Source organism: Pseudomonas sp. FW305-7 (genome assembly GCF_058786735.1).
Map to the genome: position 1 here is coordinate 32912 of NZ_JBYSZA010000027.1, position 15768 is coordinate 48679.

Here is a 15768-nt window from a genome sequence, read left to right on the forward strand (position 1 = left end):
GGGGCTGGCATGAAGATCCGCCAACTGACCGCGCAATATATGGCCGAGCTGCCGATTGGTTGCGTTCTCACCGAAGAACAGGTGGAGCGCAGCTTGCGGGATGCCGCGCGGCAGTATTGCGGATACGCCGACCTGAAAAGCGGCGTGGACGTGGACGCCGCAGCGCTGGTCGGTGCCAACGAACAGCAAGACGTCGACCTGAACACCAGTGAATTGTCGATCATCCGTCCACTGTGGCTGCTGTATCTGGAGAAAGAGAACAGCATGGCGCTGGAGGCGTCCCGCACGCAGGGCGCCGAGTTATTCGGGCGGTCGGTTGCCGAGGTGGAAATGGGAATCGCAGAATATCTGCGGACGCTGCCGCAGCTGTGCTTCTGTGAAGACTGGGTAACCATCTGATGGCCAGCATCTTCGAACGCCTCGGCAACCAGGCGATGGATAAAGCGCTGGGCGCAATCAGCGCGTCGGCGCCGGTCGTCAAGTTCACCAAGATTGCCGGGAACCTGCTTAACGGCAACCTCTCGGCAGCAGCCAACGGGCTGATGGATAACTTCCTTGGGCCGACCAGTTCATACGGCGCCGGGAACGTCGCCCTTGCGGGCACCTCGTGGGCGACCTTGTACGCAATGTATGAGGAATCCATGGGCGTGCTGCGTGAGCGTTCGAACCTGTGGCATGTGCTGGTGGAGCCGATTGGCAAAGTCAGCGCGCCCCGGGTCAATTTGCTGGCTACAGAGTTCAGCTACAACGGCGTGCAGCTCGGGTATGAATCCAAAAAGATCGGTTCCGGCTTTGTGCAGGTGCCGAGCGGCGCCGACCCGGTGGAGCTGACCCTGACTTGCTACGACGTCGACGGCGAAATCAAAACGTGGTTCGAAGAGCTGAAGCGCCAACACGCGCATCCGGATGGCACCTTTGGCCTGCCTGGCGACTACGCCAACACCTTCACGATTACCCACGGCGCCATTGAAGAGGGCCGAGGTTATGCAAACTCGTGGGTTCTTGTCCCGGTGAGCTGCCAAGTGGCGCAGAACCGGGGCGTCGAAGAGTTTTCGGCGCTGAACCTGACGTTCACTCAGTACGAATCATTTGGGGCTCTATGAAGTCAATCCAACCCGTGCATTCGTTGCGCATTTCCGTACAGCCCCGAGAGCTGACAATCGGCCAGGTACAGGAGTTGTGCACGATCCCTTACCAGTACGCACAACGGACGATCACCGCGTTTCTGAATGCCGTCTGCGAACACCTGCCGCGCCCGCCAGGCCACGAAGCAGTAACTGATCCCTTGTTGTGGTCGGTTAATGAGCGCATGAACGTCACCATTTTCTACTTGGCGGCGATTCTTGATGAAAATCCGGACTTCAAGCTGGGGGATGGTCATCTGCATGACTATCTGCTGGGGGCCTCGGACTATGTGGAACATGTGGAATTCGAACATCGTGGAGAGCCTTATATCTGCACGCCGTTGCACGGCTACCAGGCTGAAGCGATTGAATCGTTGGTAGAAACCGGTGCGTTACCCAAGACTTATTTCAGCTGGCAGCTTGGGGTCATGTCGGCCTGCATTCGGGGGGCCGAAGAGGCCCCGATTGTGTACGTTGATCCGAGCTCGTATCGGAAAGCGCTGAAGGAGCGCATCGAGCTGCTTCGTACCGCTCCGGAAAGCGAATTTTTGGAACTGTTTGATAAGTATTTTGAGGCGGCGCAGAAGCTCCAGCACTTTGTCCATGCCGTCTTCAATGCTCACGGAGTGCTGGCAGCGCAAGTCACTGAGCCGGGCGCTGACCTCGGCGACGGAAAGGAGGTACCCAAACTGGGGCCTGCCCGATTTCACCCCCGTTCCGGAATCAGCAGAGGGGCGTGTGAACTACTGGAAGCAAATGACGAACACCAGGGCTGACCTGGCCCTGTACTTCAATCAAGACCTGATAACGGCCAGTCGCCTGCCGCAAAGTGAAGTCGTCGCACTGTTTGAATCCCCGAGCTATCAGAACTGGAAGAAAAGCCAGGAAAACCAGAGCAAGGGTCTGTCTGCCGTCATCGGCGGCATCAACAACGTCATCAAGGGCCTAAACATGCTCGGCAACGTGCTCGGGCGACGGCGCCGATAGCGCAAACCCCCTCCCGGAAAACCCGCATGGCCATCGCAAAATGATGGCCATGTGCTTATGGGTTATGGGATCAGGATATGACGGCGCAAGTATCGCAAAGCCCGGTGATGAAGGCAGTGATGAACGGCTTGCAGGTGCTGTTCATCACGTTCATTTGCTGGCTGGGGAACAACATCAGTTCTTCGGTTAAAGGATCTGTTACCGACTTCAGCAACAAGTTGGACGGGGTTGTGAAGTCCATCGGTGAGATTGCCGCCAAACAGACCTTGACCGACCGCGACGTGGCTGCGTTGACGCTGCGCGTGGGCAAGCTGGAAGACAAAAACGAGACGTTGGCGCAGGACGCTGCTCGCCTCGGCTTCAAGGTTGAGCAACTGGAACGGGAGCGGGGCAATGGCCGATAAAGAATTGGTAACACTGGCGCAGCTGCAAGCGGTCTGCACCACGCAAAAGGGGCGCGATGCCTGTGCCCAGTACCTGGCGCCGCTCAATGCGGCCATGCGTGCGCGGCAGATCAACACCTTTCACCGCATCACCGCATTTCTGGCGCAGATCGCCCATGAGTCGATGGAGTTCACTCGGGTGACCGAGGGGCTGAACTACAGCGCCGACGGTTTGGCCAACACTTGGCCAAACCGTTACGCCGTGCCGGACGGGAAGGGCGGTTATGTGAAAGTGATGATTGACGGCAAATTGCGCAACAAGCCAAACCCCTTGGGGCTGAAGCTGGCGCGCACCCCGGAAGCCATTGCCAACAACGTCTATGCCAATCGGTTCGACAACGGGCCGGAAGAAAGCGGCGATGGCTGGCGCTATCGCGGCGCCGGGCTCAAGCAACTGACGTTCAAAGCGAACCATCTGGAATTCGGGAAGGCTGTTGGTCTGGAGCTGTCGCTGGTACCGGACTATTTGCGTCAGCCAGAAGGTGCGGCGCAATCGGCCGCATGGTTCTGGCACAGCCGCGGGCTCAATGCGCTGGCCGACGTCGGCAGCTTCAAGCTGATCACCGAAAAGATCAACGGCGGGTTGATTGGCTATGACTCGCGTGTGGCTTATCTGGCGCGAGCACAAAAGGCGTTGCAAGCATGAACGAGCTACTGCGCTGGCTGGGCCGATTTGTCGAAGAGGGTACCACCGGCAGACCGTCGGTGAAGCGCTTCGGGTTCGCGCTGTGCGTGACCGTGCTGTCGGCAATCATGTGTGTGTTCGGCGGCGTGATGGGCGGCGTGGTGTGGATGGCGCAGGGCAGCCCGCAGGCCACTGAGCTGGTGCGGATCATCGCCGGTTCACTGGAGGTCATTTCCGGCATGGTACTGGGGGCCGTAACCACCGGTTACGTCGCGGGTAAAGCCGTCGAGCGCCCGCGCAAGGAACTGGCGCCGCGCGATGAGCCGGACAAGGCATAACTGAGCGCCGAGGCGCCGAAGAGGTAGGCATGAACGTATACGGCTTGTTTGGTGGGGCTTTGGTCGTGGTGGTGGCGCTGTGGGCTGCTGACCACTACCGGCAGAGCGAAAACGCCGCACAGCAGAAGGTCGACACCCTGGCCAAAAGCGTCACCACGCTGACCGAGCACAACGAGCTGCTGGCTCAGGCGCTGAATGACCGCACGCTGGTGCAGGAACAGCTGGCGCAAGTCAGCCAGGCGACTCGCCAGATGGAAAGCACGCTGGCCACACAGTCGGCGCAGATAAACCGCAACTTTGATGAGCTCAAGCGCAATGACAAAGAGATTGCTGATTACCTCCGCCAGCCTGTGCCTGCTGCTCTCGGGCTGCGCTACGCAAGACCCGAAACCACCGACCCCGTTGCTTATCGCGCCGCCGCCACCGGTCTGCGCGAGTCTGGTGCCGTGCCGTCTGCCGGGGCGACCGCCGCTCAAACTCAATGAGGATCCGTATCACGCCATTGATGAAACGGAAGACGCGCTGACGTCTTGTGCGAGCCAGGTGATCGACTGCATCAACTTGCAGAACGCGGCGAAGGGTATGCAGGGGCGTGGCCCGCTGTCCGTGGAGAGCAAGGTGGCAAAGTGACACACCGCGTCACTTTCTGACAAAAAATGTCCGGGGATACTCTTTTTGATGGCTAAATGCCTTCAAAACGACCCAAAAAGTACATTTTGTAGGTTTTGGCTCAGGGTGCGGAGGGTGGTGTAAGGGAAAACCCGGCGGCGAGGATGCTGCCGGGTTTTTATTGCGTCACCGGTTACTGTAGGCGCGCGGACTGCTCGGGAACGGCTTTTTTCGCCATAACCGGGTGCTGTGGGGTCACCCGTTCCATTGCGTACTTCGACCAGCGCGCCATCAATGGACGGCGTTTTTCCAGCTGGTTGCCCCGCACATAGGCGCGCGACGTAGTGTTGCCGACAACGTGGGCCAGCGAAATTTCACACAGTTCGAACGAGAACGCGGTTTTCTCATCGGCCCAGGTGCGGAACGTCGAGCGGAAGCCGTGCGGCGTGCAGTGTTCGCCCAGCTTGCGCAGCAGGCGGCGCAGTGAGTTGTCCGGCAGCATCGACGTCGAGCGAGGGCCGTGAAACACGTACTCGCTGCGACCGCGGGAGCCGGTATCGCGCAGTACCTGCAACGCCTCTTCACTCAATGGCACTTGATGCTCTTCGCCGTTCTTCATCCGCGCCGCTGGAATCGTCCACACGCGGTTGATCATGTCGATTTCTTCCCACTTCGCGCCCAGCGCTTCGCTGGTACGGCAGGCGGTCAGAATCAGGAACTGCAAGCAACGGGCGGTGCGCGAGTCTTCGCCTTCCAGCACATACATGAAAGACGGGAGGCGGGAAAACTCCATACTTTCCAGCTGCTTGACCGTGTTCTGGTTTTTCGGCATGAGGTTTTGCAGATGGCCTTTCAGCCGCGCCGGGTTTTCACCGTCGCGACGCTCATAGGCCTTGGCATGATCAAACACGCGCTCCATACGGTTACGCACACGCCGCGCCGTCTCAGGTTTTTCCAGCCAAATAGGGTCAAGAACCTTGATCACGTCCGCCGTTTCAACGGAGCCGATTGGTAATTTGCCGATGACAGGAAAGGCGTATTCGGTCAGAGAGTTCAGCCATTGAGTGGCATGTTTATCCGACCACCCTGCACGATGGCGCTCAATGAAAGTGAGCGCTTCGTCTTCGAAGGTTACCGATGCATTCGACGCTTCCTTGCGTTGCTCAAGAGGATCAATCCCTTTGTTGACCAAGGCGCGTAGTTCGGTCGCTTTCTTCCTGGCGTCAGTCAGGCTGACTTCAGGGAACGCGCCTACGCCCATGTCATGGCGTTCGCCATCAGAGGGTGATGTGTAGCGAAAGATCCAAGATTTTGAACTGGCGGATCTGACCTTTAGGCTCAGGCCGTTTTTATCCTGGTAGACACCTGGCACTGTTATCGTCGCGATAACCTTTTGATTGAGCGGCATAGTTTTCGACCTTTTTGCAGGGTGTAACGGTATGGGTTCGCATTGCTTGCAGCTTCCATTCTCGGACTGAGTGACAGGGGTTGTGGGAGCTTTCCCAGTCCGTACTTCATTGGGGGTTAGAGGCGCAGATTTTACCGAAAGCTACGGGGATGGTGTATCCCCGGCAGGATCGGCCTGTAGGCCTTGTGGAATAAGGGTTTTCCGGATGTCCGGAAAAGCTGACCCCACACTGCGCCCCACACTCGCTAAGGTATCAAGCGAAAAGCTAAGTTCCAATAGCACTGCAATTAGACGACGGACGGTAGTTGTCATTTACCATTATCGTCAAGATTGCTGCTTTCCGTGTAACAAATTGAATTATCAGGAGAAGATGTGACAGGCGTTGCCTGTCCGCTGGCTGAACCGACCTGAAAATAAATATTTCTGTGTGCCAATTGGCTCACATTGTTCTGGATCAAACAGAACAGAACAGTGGTCAGCGTCAGCGAAGTGACAGCTGCAAGTGTTCGCACTCGCTTCATTACGCTCGGCGTAGCGTGCTGGTACCGGCGCGCAAGCCATATGACGTGAAGCAACAACGCGGCGATCACAGGTATAGCCATATTTCACCCCTTGTATGTGAATTCAATAAGCCAGCACCACGGGTTAGAGTGTTCGCTCAAGTCGGCAGCAGCCTGGTGCCAGTAAGAATTAAAGTCCTCTCGACTGGTGTAGCCGCATAACTTCCAGTGCTTTGCAGTTATATCAAGTAGGCGTGTTATGCCCATTTGTCGCACTATCCCCGTACCAATTTTTGAACACTTTTCCGGTACGAATTCATGTGTAAGTTCAAAGGCGTATCCCATACGAATCGGTGGGGCGATAAACCCCCAGCTGAAGGCCAATCGCGCCGCTGACAGCAAGTCGTCTTCCGAAAAACTCTCGAGCCCAAGACGTTCCAGTGAGCTCATGCACACCGACGGTTGTGGGCGGAATGGCAAGATCATCAGGCTCGCTTTGCCGCTTTGAATCCGGGTGCCAACCTGGGGAGAAACCAGAAACTGCGGTAGTCGCAGGTCGGCGCCTTCTATCTCGTAATGTCTCATCGCGTCGTCAGTGTGAAAGCCGCCTTGCGGATAGGCTGTTTGTGTTGCTCAAAGAGCCGCGCTTTCATGCTCTCGATCACTTGTTTGGCGCGGTTACGAGCGCCCTGATAGTTCATGCGCGGGACGCCGTTGGGTTCCCATAGCGTCTCAAGGCTATTCCCGGACGCATCTGTTACGACAAAACTGCCTGTCCATTTCACTGGCTTGTTCGGTTTATCGCCGCTGGTGGTATCCCGGCGGCCATCAAAATTCACGATCATTTCGCTAATCCTTGGCGTTGCGGCGGGCGCAGCGGCCCGCCTGGCAGTGCTGTTACAAGATGGTTCTGGCGCCTTTTTCGTTCATCGCGCTCACGATGCCTTTGACCTGCATGCTCTCAATGAGGCGCGCGGCCCGGTTGTAATTGATCTTGAATTTGCGCTGCACCGCGCTGGTGGACGCACGGCCCGATTCGCGGACGAAGGCGATTACTTCCACCAGCAGCTCGTCGTCGCCGTCGATGGTCATCGTCACGCCCTCCGGGGTGCTGATGGTCATTGACACGCCAGCAGCGGTGTCTACGGCGTAAACACCTTCAAGGGTCTCTTCGCCGCCCAGCGCTTCCAGCAATGCCGGGATGAATTTGGCGAGGGTCAACATCATCAGGGTGAAGCTTGCGTCGAGCTGGCCCATGGCATCTTCGCCACCGTCTTTCTCGGCCTGATCCTTCAGCAAGTCTTCAAACTTCAGTCGCTTGATCACCATTTTGTCGTCGAGCACGAACGACAGTTTGTCCTCCCAAGCTATCGACAGCTGCGTGACGACCTTCCCGGTGCTGACGTGCAGCTGCACCTCTTCGCCGGTCATGTCTTGGCGCTTGCAGCGGACAATCCCGCCATCCTCGTGGGTATCACGCAGCTCGCAATCATCGAGCACGTAGAAGTCATCGGCTGCCTTCTGCGTCCGTACCCAGTCGGTCAGTGTGGCGGTAGGCGACATCTTCACCGTCACCGGGCGCACCGGTAGCGTGCCCAGCACTTCGCGCAGCGTCGACAGTAGATCCTCGGCGCGCTTGGGGCTGGAGCTGTTGATGATGATCAGGCCCAGCGTCGGAGCAATCGCGGCGAACGTGCTGGAGCGGCGGACAAATGCCCGCGGCAGAAAGGCCTGAATGATCTCGTCTTTGATCTGGTCACGTTCTTTTTTGTAGACCTTGCGCATCTGCTCGGCCTCGATCTCTTCGACCTTTTCCTTCACGGCATCACGCACAACGCTGCCCGGCAAAATGCGCTCTTCCTTGCGGGCGCTCACCAGCAGGAAGTCGCCACTGACATGCACCAGCGGGGCGTCTTCGCCTTTACCGAATGGGGCGCTGAATCCGTAGGTGGTCAATTCTTGATTGGCACAGGCGCGGGCCGGTTTGGTGGCCAGGGCCGCTTCCAGAGCATCGGCAGAAAGATCGATGGCTTGGGTGATGCGGTAGAGCAAAAGATTCGTGAAAAACATGCTGTTTCCTTACTGATGGTGGCTGCATGGCCTTGAGCCGCGCACGAACTTGACTGGGAATGGCCCCTCTCAATCGGAGCCGTTCTTATCTTGTCCTGTCCTGAATGATCCCCGGACGGCTCTGTTTGCGGCTCGCTTTTCCAGATCGCGCAGAGTAAACAGGTTTCCCAAACTTTAATAGCGTTTTTATGGGGTTGCGCGTAAATTACCCACGGTTTACTTATGGAATCTTGAGCATGAACCTAGAAGTGTTTGAAGGCGCCAGCACCGCGAAGGAAGCGGTTGACGCCGGGAAGCGGGCACGACAACAGCGATTTAGCCTGTACGCAGACCTGCATAGTCCGAAGGGAATCCGCGCGCTGTTCACGCATCTCCCCGAGACGGAATGCCACTCCCTTGCTAACCAAATCACTCAGGCGATGCAAGACAGGGGAGGCTTCCCCGAATTCCTGGCGCATAAGGTCGAAGAGGCCGCGGGGCTGCCGTTTGGCTATCTGGATCAGCCTTATCCTTACCCGGAATTGCGGGCGTCGTTGTATCGAGCTAAGCGCCTGAAGCGTATGGCTGATGCGCGCGGAGAAGCGGCGGTAGAAGCGGTGGGAAAGCGCAACTATGCACAGCTGGAGCAAGCTTGTTTAGGGCTACGGGGTGTGTCGGAAGCGTTCTATGAAAAGGCGGTCGCGAAGCTGAAAAAGCTTCCTCGGGAGTCCTGATCGGGGGAGGGCTGTTCAAACGAACAGTATTTACATTGTCCGGGGATACGGGATTAATTGGCTGGCAATACGCCTGTATGGTATACAGCGCGCAGCTTATCCAAGATTCACCGAATTAGAGGCAAAAAAAAAGAACCTATCCCGCCTGCAAGCGAAGGTTCTTTTTTTAGACGCATACGATGTTTAGACCATTTGCACCACAAAGCCTTCCATGCTTTAGGCCTGCTTTTTATCAAAGCTATCAGCCGTGGGAACTGCCGCATCGCCCAATAACATCAGGAGATGTCGAACACCGTGCCCCGACTTTACCATAATTGCTTCCATAGCAAAGCCTCCCTGTGCTTTGCAATCCTTCTTTTTGCCAGTTTTGAGAGGCGTTCGCGCCGGATCAACGCAATCAGTTCGCCTATTGCTCATGCAACCTGCCAATTCGGGGGGTGCCTGTGAGCATCATTCGCGCCGCACGTAAAAGCCAGTTCTACGTCCTACCGACCACCACTATCGAAGACAACCGCTTGAGCTGGGAAGCTCGCGGCATGCTCGTGTACCTGCTCAGCAAGCCAGACCACTGGGAAGTCCGCGTCGAGGATCTGCTGGCTCGCACTCGCAATTGCCTGGGCAAGCGTTCGGGCCGGGACAAGGTTTACGGGATCCTCAAAGAGCTGCAGATGTCCGGGTACGTCATTCGCCGGTACGACCGGCAGGGCGGCACCTTCAAGGGTATGACCTACGAAGTATCGGAAACCCCGGATCTGGCCGCGGGCGCGGCCTTCATCGCCAGCCAGAAAAAGGACAAGGCGCCACCGGTTACGGCAAATCCGGAAACGGTCGCGCCGGTTACGGATTTGCCGGATACGGTTCAGCCGGATCCGGCAAAGCCCGACGCTTTAGTTAATAATAAACAAGCAGTTAGCACTGAAAGAGCAGTTAAAAATCTCACAGCCAACCCTGTGGGAGCGGAGACTGCACAATCGGCGGCCAACTCGCCGATTCCACTGGGTGACACTGTGGGAGTGGGCGCACTGAGCGACGATGAGCGCAAAGCCTTGTCGCAGGCGCCGGACAACTACCCCCAGAACCCGGCCAGCAAAACGTTCCGCACCTGGCTCGCCTATGCCATGGCGTTCAATGCCAAGTACCGCCAGTGGCCGATCTTCAACGCCACACTGGGCGGCCAGATGGCCAAGGTGGTCGAGCGCATCGGGCAAGACATCGCCCCGCTTACCGCCCGTTACTACGTAGAGGCGGTGAAGACTCCCGCCATTGCCGACAATTGCCACCCCATCAGCTCATTGCTTCGCCACTGTGAATCCTACGTGGTGAAGGCGCAGGCGCAGGAAAAGCAGCGCGCCCGCCGTGCAGACACAGAGCGTGTCGTTGAGGCCGCCGCCAAGGCCGCCGCCAAGGCCGCGCCTACGACCGTCGCGCCCGCCATCGCTCCAAAAGCTGGCGCCAAGTCCGAGATTACCAACGTCGCCAAAGAGGCCAGAGCAAAGCTCGGGCAGCTTGTGGGCGGCCCGATGAAAGAGCGACTGACCGCGTAGGGGTGGTGAGACATGGCAATGGACGGAAGAAGCAAGACGATTGGCGAGAAGCAATGGCACGACACCGTAGCGGACGTGTGTGGCTGTATCTGCTGCATCTTGGACGGCAGGCGGCGCAACTACGAAGAGCAAGCGTATGTGTCGATCCACCACTGTGACGGACGCACCAAAAGGCACGCGCACTGGTATGTACTGCCGCTGTGTGCGGGTCATCACCAGCCCGGTACCGGCCCCATCAAAACGATGAAGGCTGTTCACGGCAACAAGGCCGAGTTTATCGCCGAATACGCGCGGGAGATCGTGCTGCTGGAGGCTTGTGTGCAGATGGTCGAGGTGGCCGGGCGCGTGGTGCCGGTGGAGGTTCGTGCGCTGCTCAGCAAGTGGTACGAGAGCGAGCAGTATCAAGACCACGACAACCGGGGCGCTGCTTAGCCTCGTGGAATTGTCGAGCGCAACAACATAAAAACGCTATTGAGTTATTGTGATGTTGTGTCATTATGTCGTGGACGGTTAGCCATCCAGGGCTTTGACGATGAATTCACCAATGCTTATCAGCCGGGTCGCAGCGGGTGTTCTGCTCGACCGGCTTCGGTTCCTGTCCACCGCTCAGGTGATGCTTGAAACCTTCCAAGCGGCTGAAGAGCCGTTGTTTGGCGCAGATGTTTGGGCGCTCGCTGCCGCCGAGCTGGCGCAGCGGCTGGAAGCGGGTCTGGCGGTGGAAATGGATCAGATCAACACGGTGATTCTTGTGGAGGCACTGGAGGGCAGTCGGATCGGCGCAAAAGCGGGCTGGCAGGAATTGGCCACGCTGCTGGCGCGCCGTCTGGAACCGTTCATAGGGCGCCGGGTGATGCTCGACATCGCTCACGCCGCCGACTGATTTTCACGAGTGTGAAGTAGGGAGTAGCACTATGTGTGCAGCATCGAAGAAAAAGACGCTGGAAGAGGTGCTGACAGAACATGTCGTTGCCTTTGCCAGCAGCGACCGCCCCGGCGAGATTATCCAGTCTTGCGTGGAGCGGTTGTTTACCGAGGCGTTGAAAGACGCTTTCGCCCCTCACGGATCCTTCAGCGGCAAGATCCGCGAAGAGATCGCCCATGCACTGCCTTCGAATATCGCCAACGTCATCGAGCTGCCGCGGTACAACGACCTAATCATTACAGCACTCAAAGACCGCTGGATGGATGCGGGCGTGACCGGCGACATGCTTCGGCGCGCAGAGCAGGCGATTAATGAGGTTCTGCACGACGACATGATCCCGGAGTTCATCAGCCTCAATCAGCTGCTGGATGCGTTCGTCGAAGCGAATCAGGAGAAGGCCGCCGAAAAGGGCTGGCACCTTCCCCATATCACCATCAGCGAAGGCGACGGCACTCGTCAGCGCTACATCCACATCCTCTTCGATGCCGAGCCAGAAACCAGCTATCGCGCCGCGCATGGTCTGCACGAGCGTCCTCGCTCAGATTTTGACTATGCCAACCGCATCAGCGTTCGCATCACGGGCCATACCGACCGCGGGTTTGAATACGGCGAAGTGTTTGCCGCCCTGTTGGAAGGTGAGCCAATCGGCCGCCACTTCGGCATGACATCAAAGTGGAAACGGTACATCGCGGCCATGTATTTCGGCGCGGCGAAACTGATCATCGACTGCCGTGAAGGCGACCACACCTACGGCCACTGAGCCGCTGGCGCACCGCTGTAGGTGCGCCATCCATCAAGGAATCTGAATATGCCACTGCGCCACGCCATCGTTTTCCACATCGACAAGAAGCCGGACGGCACCCCGGCCATGCTGCACACCCGCGACACCGAGCTGGTTGTATCGGATGCCACTGAGAACCTGCTGGGCGACTTAAACGAGGCCTACAACGGCAAGCAGGGCAAAGCGTGGGGCTTGTTCCATGCTGAGTCTGGCGCCTTTCCGTTCAGTGGCTGGCTGAATCGCTACCTGTCCGGCGGTTATGGGTTTGTCGACTTCACCCGGGACGCCGTAGAGCACCTAAAGCGACTGATGGAAGAATCGAACCTGTCCGTTGGTGGCCACGCCCTGTTCGCGCACTATCAGCAAGGCCTGACCGATTATCTGGCCATCGCGCTGCTGCATCACAGCGACGGCGTGTCGGTCACCGATGAACTGGACGTGACCCCATCGCGGCACCTCGACCTCGGCCAGTTGCACCTGGCGGCGCGGATCAACATTTCCGAGTGGCAGAGCAACCCCAAATCCAGGCAGTACATTTCCTTCATCAAGGGTAAGAACGGACGCAAGGCGACCGACTATTTCCGCGACTTCATCGGATGTCAGGAAGGCGTCGACGGCCCCGGCGAAACCCGCACCTTGCTCAAGGCCTTCAAAGACTTTGTCGAAAGCGAAGAGCTGCCGGATGACTCCGCGCGCGAGAAGGCCAAGACCCTACTCGACTACGCCAGCAGTCAAGCCAAGATCGGTGGACTGGTGACCCTCGACGAGCTGTCCGAGGTGATCGACGAAGAGAACCCGAAAGCGTTCGCCGACTTTGCCCGCGCTGCCGCCTACGGCTTGTCGCCGGAGATCCCCGCCGACAAGCGCACCCTCAATCAATTCCGTCGCTTCACCGGGCGCACTGAGGGGCTGTCGATCAGCTTCGAAGCGCACCTGCTCGGCACCAAGATCGAATTCGACGAAGAGAACGGCACGCTGACCCTGAAGGGGTTGCCGACGGCGCTGCTCGACCAATTGAAGCGGGCCAAGGCCTGATAACTGGAACGGCGCCGTCCTGAGCATGGGCGGCGTTTGAAAGGGAGCTTCAGCAATGAGCATAAAAGTCAAAGAGAGACACCGCTGCGGATCTTGCCGAACAGTTCACGACAGCATTGAAGACGCAAAGGAATGCTGTGCCCCAACCATTACGAGCGTCTATGTCTGCCCGGCCTGCAAAGGCTCTCACGATGATCCAGACAAAGCGCTGGAGTGCTGCGGCGTAGAAGGGATCCGCTGCCCCTCGTGTTATCGAGACTACAACTCAGCGTCGATTCACTTTCAAGCCATCAAGGTGGCCGGGCACTGCAACATCTGCAACCCGCTGCTCACGGTTGATCAACAGTTTGCAATTGAAGACATGCATTACGAGCAGGCGGGCCAGCGGCTGTGCTTGCACGACGGAGCGAAGGAAGAAACTCATGTGTGAAGTTCTACTGAAAGCGCTGGGGCCGCGTCCGGATGGCCCTGTAGATGGTCTGTTTATCGCTGCACAACTCGCCCAAGTCATCAATGACGGAACACTGCCGGTCGGCACCAAGCTGAATCAGCAGGCTATCGCCAATCACTATGGAACCAGCCGCATGCCGGTGCGTGAAGCGCTGCGCTGCGTCCAGGCTCAAGGGCTGGCATACGGCAAGCCGCACCACACTCCGCAAGTGGTGGAGCGCGCGGCCAATGATGATTCGGAGCTGGCCCAGGCTCTGCGCTTGCTGGAAAAGTGCCTGCTGCGTCTGGATCGCCCAAATGACGCCCTTGCACCCGCGGTCGCCGCGTTCCTCGCCGCCAATCAGAGCCAAGGCGGTGACCAGTGAGCGCTGGCCAGCAGAAATTCCCGTGGAAGGCGCACGGGATCAACTTCACCAGCCGTGTCCACCTTGAGCAGACAGTCGAAAAGCTAGCAGCTGGCCAGACCGCTGCCCATGTCGATGCTGCACAAACCCTGCTGCGTGACGCAATTCACCACAACAAACTCAGCGCCGATCAGTACACCGAGATCAAAGGAAGATTGCACCTATGAGCCAGAAGCCCGAATTCAACCTGAACACGCCCGATGGCGGGCGCGGCTATATCGGACACCTGTTCAAGACCGTGCTCAAGCGTCACGACTTCCGCCAGTACATCAAGATTGGCGACGATGAAGCGCAGCGGCGTTTTGATGCACATCAACGCGACACCAAACTGGCGACAGCTGAGGGTGAAATTGAGCGGTTGCGCGCCGAGCTTGGCGAGGCAAAGGGCGAGTATGACCGTGCTGTTAACCGGGCGAGCGCTGCGCGCGATGAGATTGAAAGCCTCCGCGCACAGCTGGCCTTGCCCGCTGCTGTTGGTCGACTGATCAATTCGCAAGACAACCGCCACACTGATCAGCCGCTGTTCGCCGTCATGGAAAAGCGCGCAATGGTCACCCTCGACACGCACGACCACGACCGCATTGAGTGGTACGACGCCGACAGCGGCACCACGGCAGACGAGCGCACCACCCGGCGTCTGGAGGCGATACACGCCGCCGGACGAGAGGTGAAGGGCTGGCAGCGCTACGCGGTGAAGGACGTCGACGTGTTTGTGACCGCCTGTTTCACCGAGCAAGGCTGTATCGACTTCTTGGCTCGTGATGGCCACAACCACACCAAGCCATTCACCTACGCATTCGGCAGCTATCGCAACGCGGAATATCAGTCGCTGCGCAACTGGCTGAAAGCCTTGCCCGCAACTATTCAAAAGCCGGAAGGCCACAAGTGCCCGAATTGCGATACCGGAACCCTGAAAGAGAACAACTACGCATGGCACTGCGACTCCTGCGAGTTCATAGCGCCTGAACAGGATGGTGAGCTTGATGAATAACCCAACGATTGACGGATTGTCGCGAAAGGCTCTTGAGCAAGCACTGCTCGCCATGAAAAGAATTTATCAGGCGGGCTATGACCAAATCATAGAAGCGGGCGGCCAGTGTGATACGCCCGAATACATGATGGCGGGTGACCCGACTGCACGGGAGTTGCGCGCCCTGCTCGATGCGCCTGCGCTCGCCCGGCAAGATCCGGTCGCGATACCTGATGGCTACTGCATCATGCCCAAAAGGCTGACTGCGGAGAATGGAGCTAAAGCGCTTCTGCTGGGGGAGTTCAAAGTAGAGGTGACGAATGAATGCCCCGACTGCGGCGAGCTTGATGAGCCGAACGAGCATTGCGAGATTTGCGATGGTGAGGGCGAGTACAGCCAACGTCACACGATCTCGTGGGATCAGATTAAGTTCATTTACAGCAAGGCGGTCGAGGGGCTTCGCCTCAAGCCCCATCAAGGCATTTCAGGGCAGGAGGGGCTGACCTTCAAGTATCGAGATCCAGCCAGCAGCGAGGTGCGCATCGTCGGGCTGACAAAGGCAGAAGTTGAAGAGGGGATGCAAGACACGTTGCATGAAAAGCTGACAGCGCAGTTATGCCAATGTGAGCCTGTCGGCGAAACGAATGTGGCTGACTGCAATTGCAACGACTACGCCGCCGAGTTTGAACGGGTTGCAGACCAGGCTGGCCAGCGTCCGCCAGTTACAGTGATTTTGCCCGATAGGAAAGGCCCGCACGAATACCGTGATGCTAGTTATACGCAGACCTGCATGGCGAACGAGTGGAACGCATGCATTGACGCCATCACGTATCGCTGGGGTTGAA

General features: G+C 58.0%; 23 protein-coding genes and 2 pseudogenes. 20 read left to right on the top strand and 5 right to left on the bottom strand.

All coding sequences use genetic code 11. From position 1 onward, the window contains the following. Positions 1–9: 9 nt before the first annotated feature. The 9 genes and pseudogenes from AC3WMT_RS24830 (at position 10) to lysC (ending at position 4147) form a co-directional block, all read left to right on the top strand. A complete protein-coding gene (locus AC3WMT_RS24830) occupies positions 10–399 on the top strand; it encodes a hypothetical protein (protein WP_103305966.1) in 390 nt (129 codons plus the stop codon). Beyond that, entirely contained in the window at positions 399–1103 is a 705-nt protein-coding gene (locus AC3WMT_RS24835; protein ID WP_103305967.1) for a hypothetical protein, read from the top strand. The genes AC3WMT_RS24830 and AC3WMT_RS24835 overlap by 1 nt, the downstream gene beginning before the upstream one ends. Beyond that, positions 1100–1900, top strand: coding sequence for a hypothetical protein (locus AC3WMT_RS24840; protein ID WP_103305968.1), 801 nt, complete (start codon positions 1100–1102; stop codon positions 1898–1900). Before AC3WMT_RS24835 ends, AC3WMT_RS24840 begins: the two co-directional genes overlap by 4 nt. Continuing rightward, on the top strand, positions 1881–2111 hold the full coding sequence (locus AC3WMT_RS24845) for a hypothetical protein (protein ID WP_103305969.1): 231 nt from the start codon (positions 1881–1883) through the stop codon (positions 2109–2111). Before AC3WMT_RS24840 ends, AC3WMT_RS24845 begins: the two co-directional genes overlap by 20 nt. Before the next feature lie 77 nt (positions 2112–2188). Next, positions 2189–2515 (top strand): hypothetical protein, encoded by a 327-nt coding sequence (locus AC3WMT_RS24850; protein WP_103305970.1) that lies wholly within the window; start codon positions 2189–2191, stop codon positions 2513–2515. Next, positions 2505–3200: a glycoside hydrolase family 19 protein gene (locus AC3WMT_RS24855; protein ID WP_492577991.1), complete on the top strand. Its 696-nt coding sequence runs from the start codon at positions 2505–2507 to the stop codon at positions 3198–3200. The genes AC3WMT_RS24850 and AC3WMT_RS24855 overlap by 11 nt, the downstream gene beginning before the upstream one ends. After that, a complete protein-coding gene (locus tag AC3WMT_RS24860) occupies positions 3197–3517 on the top strand; it encodes a hypothetical protein (RefSeq protein ID WP_103305972.1) in 321 nt (106 codons plus the stop codon). Before AC3WMT_RS24855 ends, AC3WMT_RS24860 begins: the two co-directional genes overlap by 4 nt. A gap of 29 nt (positions 3518–3546) precedes the next feature. Next, positions 3547–3810, top strand: a pseudogene (locus tag AC3WMT_RS24865) (DUF6746 family protein); the annotation flags it as partial. A 22-nt stretch (positions 3811–3832) separates the two neighbouring features. After that, positions 3833–4147: an Rz1-like lysis system protein LysC gene (gene lysC, locus AC3WMT_RS24870; RefSeq protein ID WP_218276684.1), complete on the top strand. Its 315-nt coding sequence runs from the start codon at positions 3833–3835 to the stop codon at positions 4145–4147. Positions 4148–4319: 172 nt separating this feature from the next. On the opposite strand, the gene AC3WMT_RS24875 is transcribed toward lysC, so the two are convergent. From AC3WMT_RS24875 to rdgC, 5 genes and pseudogenes are all read right to left on the bottom strand, one after another. Then, positions 4320–5534, bottom strand: a complete 1215-nt coding sequence (locus AC3WMT_RS24875) for a tyrosine-type recombinase/integrase (protein WP_103305974.1) — start codon at positions 5532–5534, stop codon at positions 4320–4322. Between the two features lie 308 nt (positions 5535–5842). After that, positions 5843–6136 carry a hypothetical protein gene (locus tag AC3WMT_RS24880; RefSeq protein ID WP_146041268.1) on the bottom strand — a complete coding sequence of 98 codons (294 nt, stop codon included), beginning with the start codon at positions 6134–6136 and terminating at the stop codon, positions 5843–5845. Between the two features lie 479 nt (positions 6137–6615). After that, positions 6616–6879, bottom strand: coding sequence for a hypothetical protein (locus AC3WMT_RS24885; protein WP_103305976.1), 264 nt, complete (start codon positions 6877–6879; stop codon positions 6616–6618). 52 nt (positions 6880–6931) lie between these two features. Further along, a complete protein-coding gene (locus tag AC3WMT_RS24890; RefSeq protein WP_256583586.1) occupies positions 6932–7156 on the bottom strand; it encodes a DNA translocase FtsK in 225 nt (74 codons plus the stop codon). Positions 7157–7186: 30 nt separating this feature from the next. Next, positions 7187–8104: pseudogene (gene rdgC / locus AC3WMT_RS24895) on the bottom strand (recombination-associated protein RdgC); the annotation flags it as partial. Between the two features lie 236 nt (positions 8105–8340). On the opposite strand from rdgC, the gene AC3WMT_RS24900 reads away from it, so the two are divergent. The 11 genes from AC3WMT_RS24900 to AC3WMT_RS24950 all read left to right on the top strand — a co-directional run bounded on the left by AC3WMT_RS24900 (position 8341) and on the right by AC3WMT_RS24950 (position 15767). After that, positions 8341–8817 carry a hypothetical protein gene (locus AC3WMT_RS24900; protein ID WP_103305978.1) on the top strand — a complete coding sequence of 159 codons (477 nt, stop codon included), beginning with the start codon at positions 8341–8343 and terminating at the stop codon, positions 8815–8817. A 443-nt stretch (positions 8818–9260) separates the two neighbouring features. After that, the gene (locus AC3WMT_RS24905; protein ID WP_103305979.1) at positions 9261–10361 is read left to right on the top strand and encodes a hypothetical protein; all 1101 of its coding nucleotides are present in this window, start codon (positions 9261–9263) and stop codon (positions 10359–10361) included. A gap of 12 nt (positions 10362–10373) precedes the next feature. Continuing rightward, on the top strand, positions 10374–10793 hold the full coding sequence (locus tag AC3WMT_RS24910) for a Ref family recombination enhancement nuclease (RefSeq protein WP_256583581.1): 420 nt from the start codon (positions 10374–10376) through the stop codon (positions 10791–10793). Between the two features lie 112 nt (positions 10794–10905). Then, positions 10906–11241 (top strand): hypothetical protein, encoded by a 336-nt coding sequence (locus tag AC3WMT_RS24915; RefSeq protein ID WP_103305980.1) that lies wholly within the window; start codon positions 10906–10908, stop codon positions 11239–11241. Positions 11242–11272: 31 nt separating this feature from the next. Continuing rightward, entirely contained in the window at positions 11273–12043 is a 771-nt protein-coding gene (locus AC3WMT_RS24920) for a hypothetical protein (protein ID WP_103305981.1), read from the top strand. A 48-nt stretch (positions 12044–12091) separates the two neighbouring features. Beyond that, positions 12092–13099 (top strand): nucleoid-associated protein YejK, encoded by a 1008-nt coding sequence (yejK, locus tag AC3WMT_RS24925; protein ID WP_103305982.1) that lies wholly within the window; start codon positions 12092–12094, stop codon positions 13097–13099. A 55-nt stretch (positions 13100–13154) separates the two neighbouring features. Further along, a complete protein-coding gene (locus AC3WMT_RS24930; RefSeq protein ID WP_146041269.1) occupies positions 13155–13529 on the top strand; it encodes a hypothetical protein in 375 nt (124 codons plus the stop codon). Continuing rightward, positions 13522–13914, top strand: coding sequence for a GntR family transcriptional regulator (locus AC3WMT_RS24935; protein WP_103305983.1), 393 nt, complete (start codon positions 13522–13524; stop codon positions 13912–13914). Before AC3WMT_RS24930 ends, AC3WMT_RS24935 begins: the two co-directional genes overlap by 8 nt. Next, positions 13911–14120 carry a hypothetical protein gene (locus AC3WMT_RS24940; protein ID WP_103305984.1) on the top strand — a complete coding sequence of 70 codons (210 nt, stop codon included), beginning with the start codon at positions 13911–13913 and terminating at the stop codon, positions 14118–14120. Before AC3WMT_RS24935 ends, AC3WMT_RS24940 begins: the two co-directional genes overlap by 4 nt. Continuing rightward, on the top strand, positions 14117–14944 hold the full coding sequence (locus AC3WMT_RS24945; RefSeq protein ID WP_103305985.1) for a hypothetical protein: 828 nt from the start codon (positions 14117–14119) through the stop codon (positions 14942–14944). The genes AC3WMT_RS24940 and AC3WMT_RS24945 overlap by 4 nt, the downstream gene beginning before the upstream one ends. After that, complete coding sequence (locus AC3WMT_RS24950) at positions 14937–15767, top strand: hypothetical protein (protein ID WP_103305986.1); 831 nt, start codon at positions 14937–14939, stop codon at positions 15765–15767. Before AC3WMT_RS24945 ends, AC3WMT_RS24950 begins: the two co-directional genes overlap by 8 nt. Position 15768 lies beyond the last annotated feature (1 nt).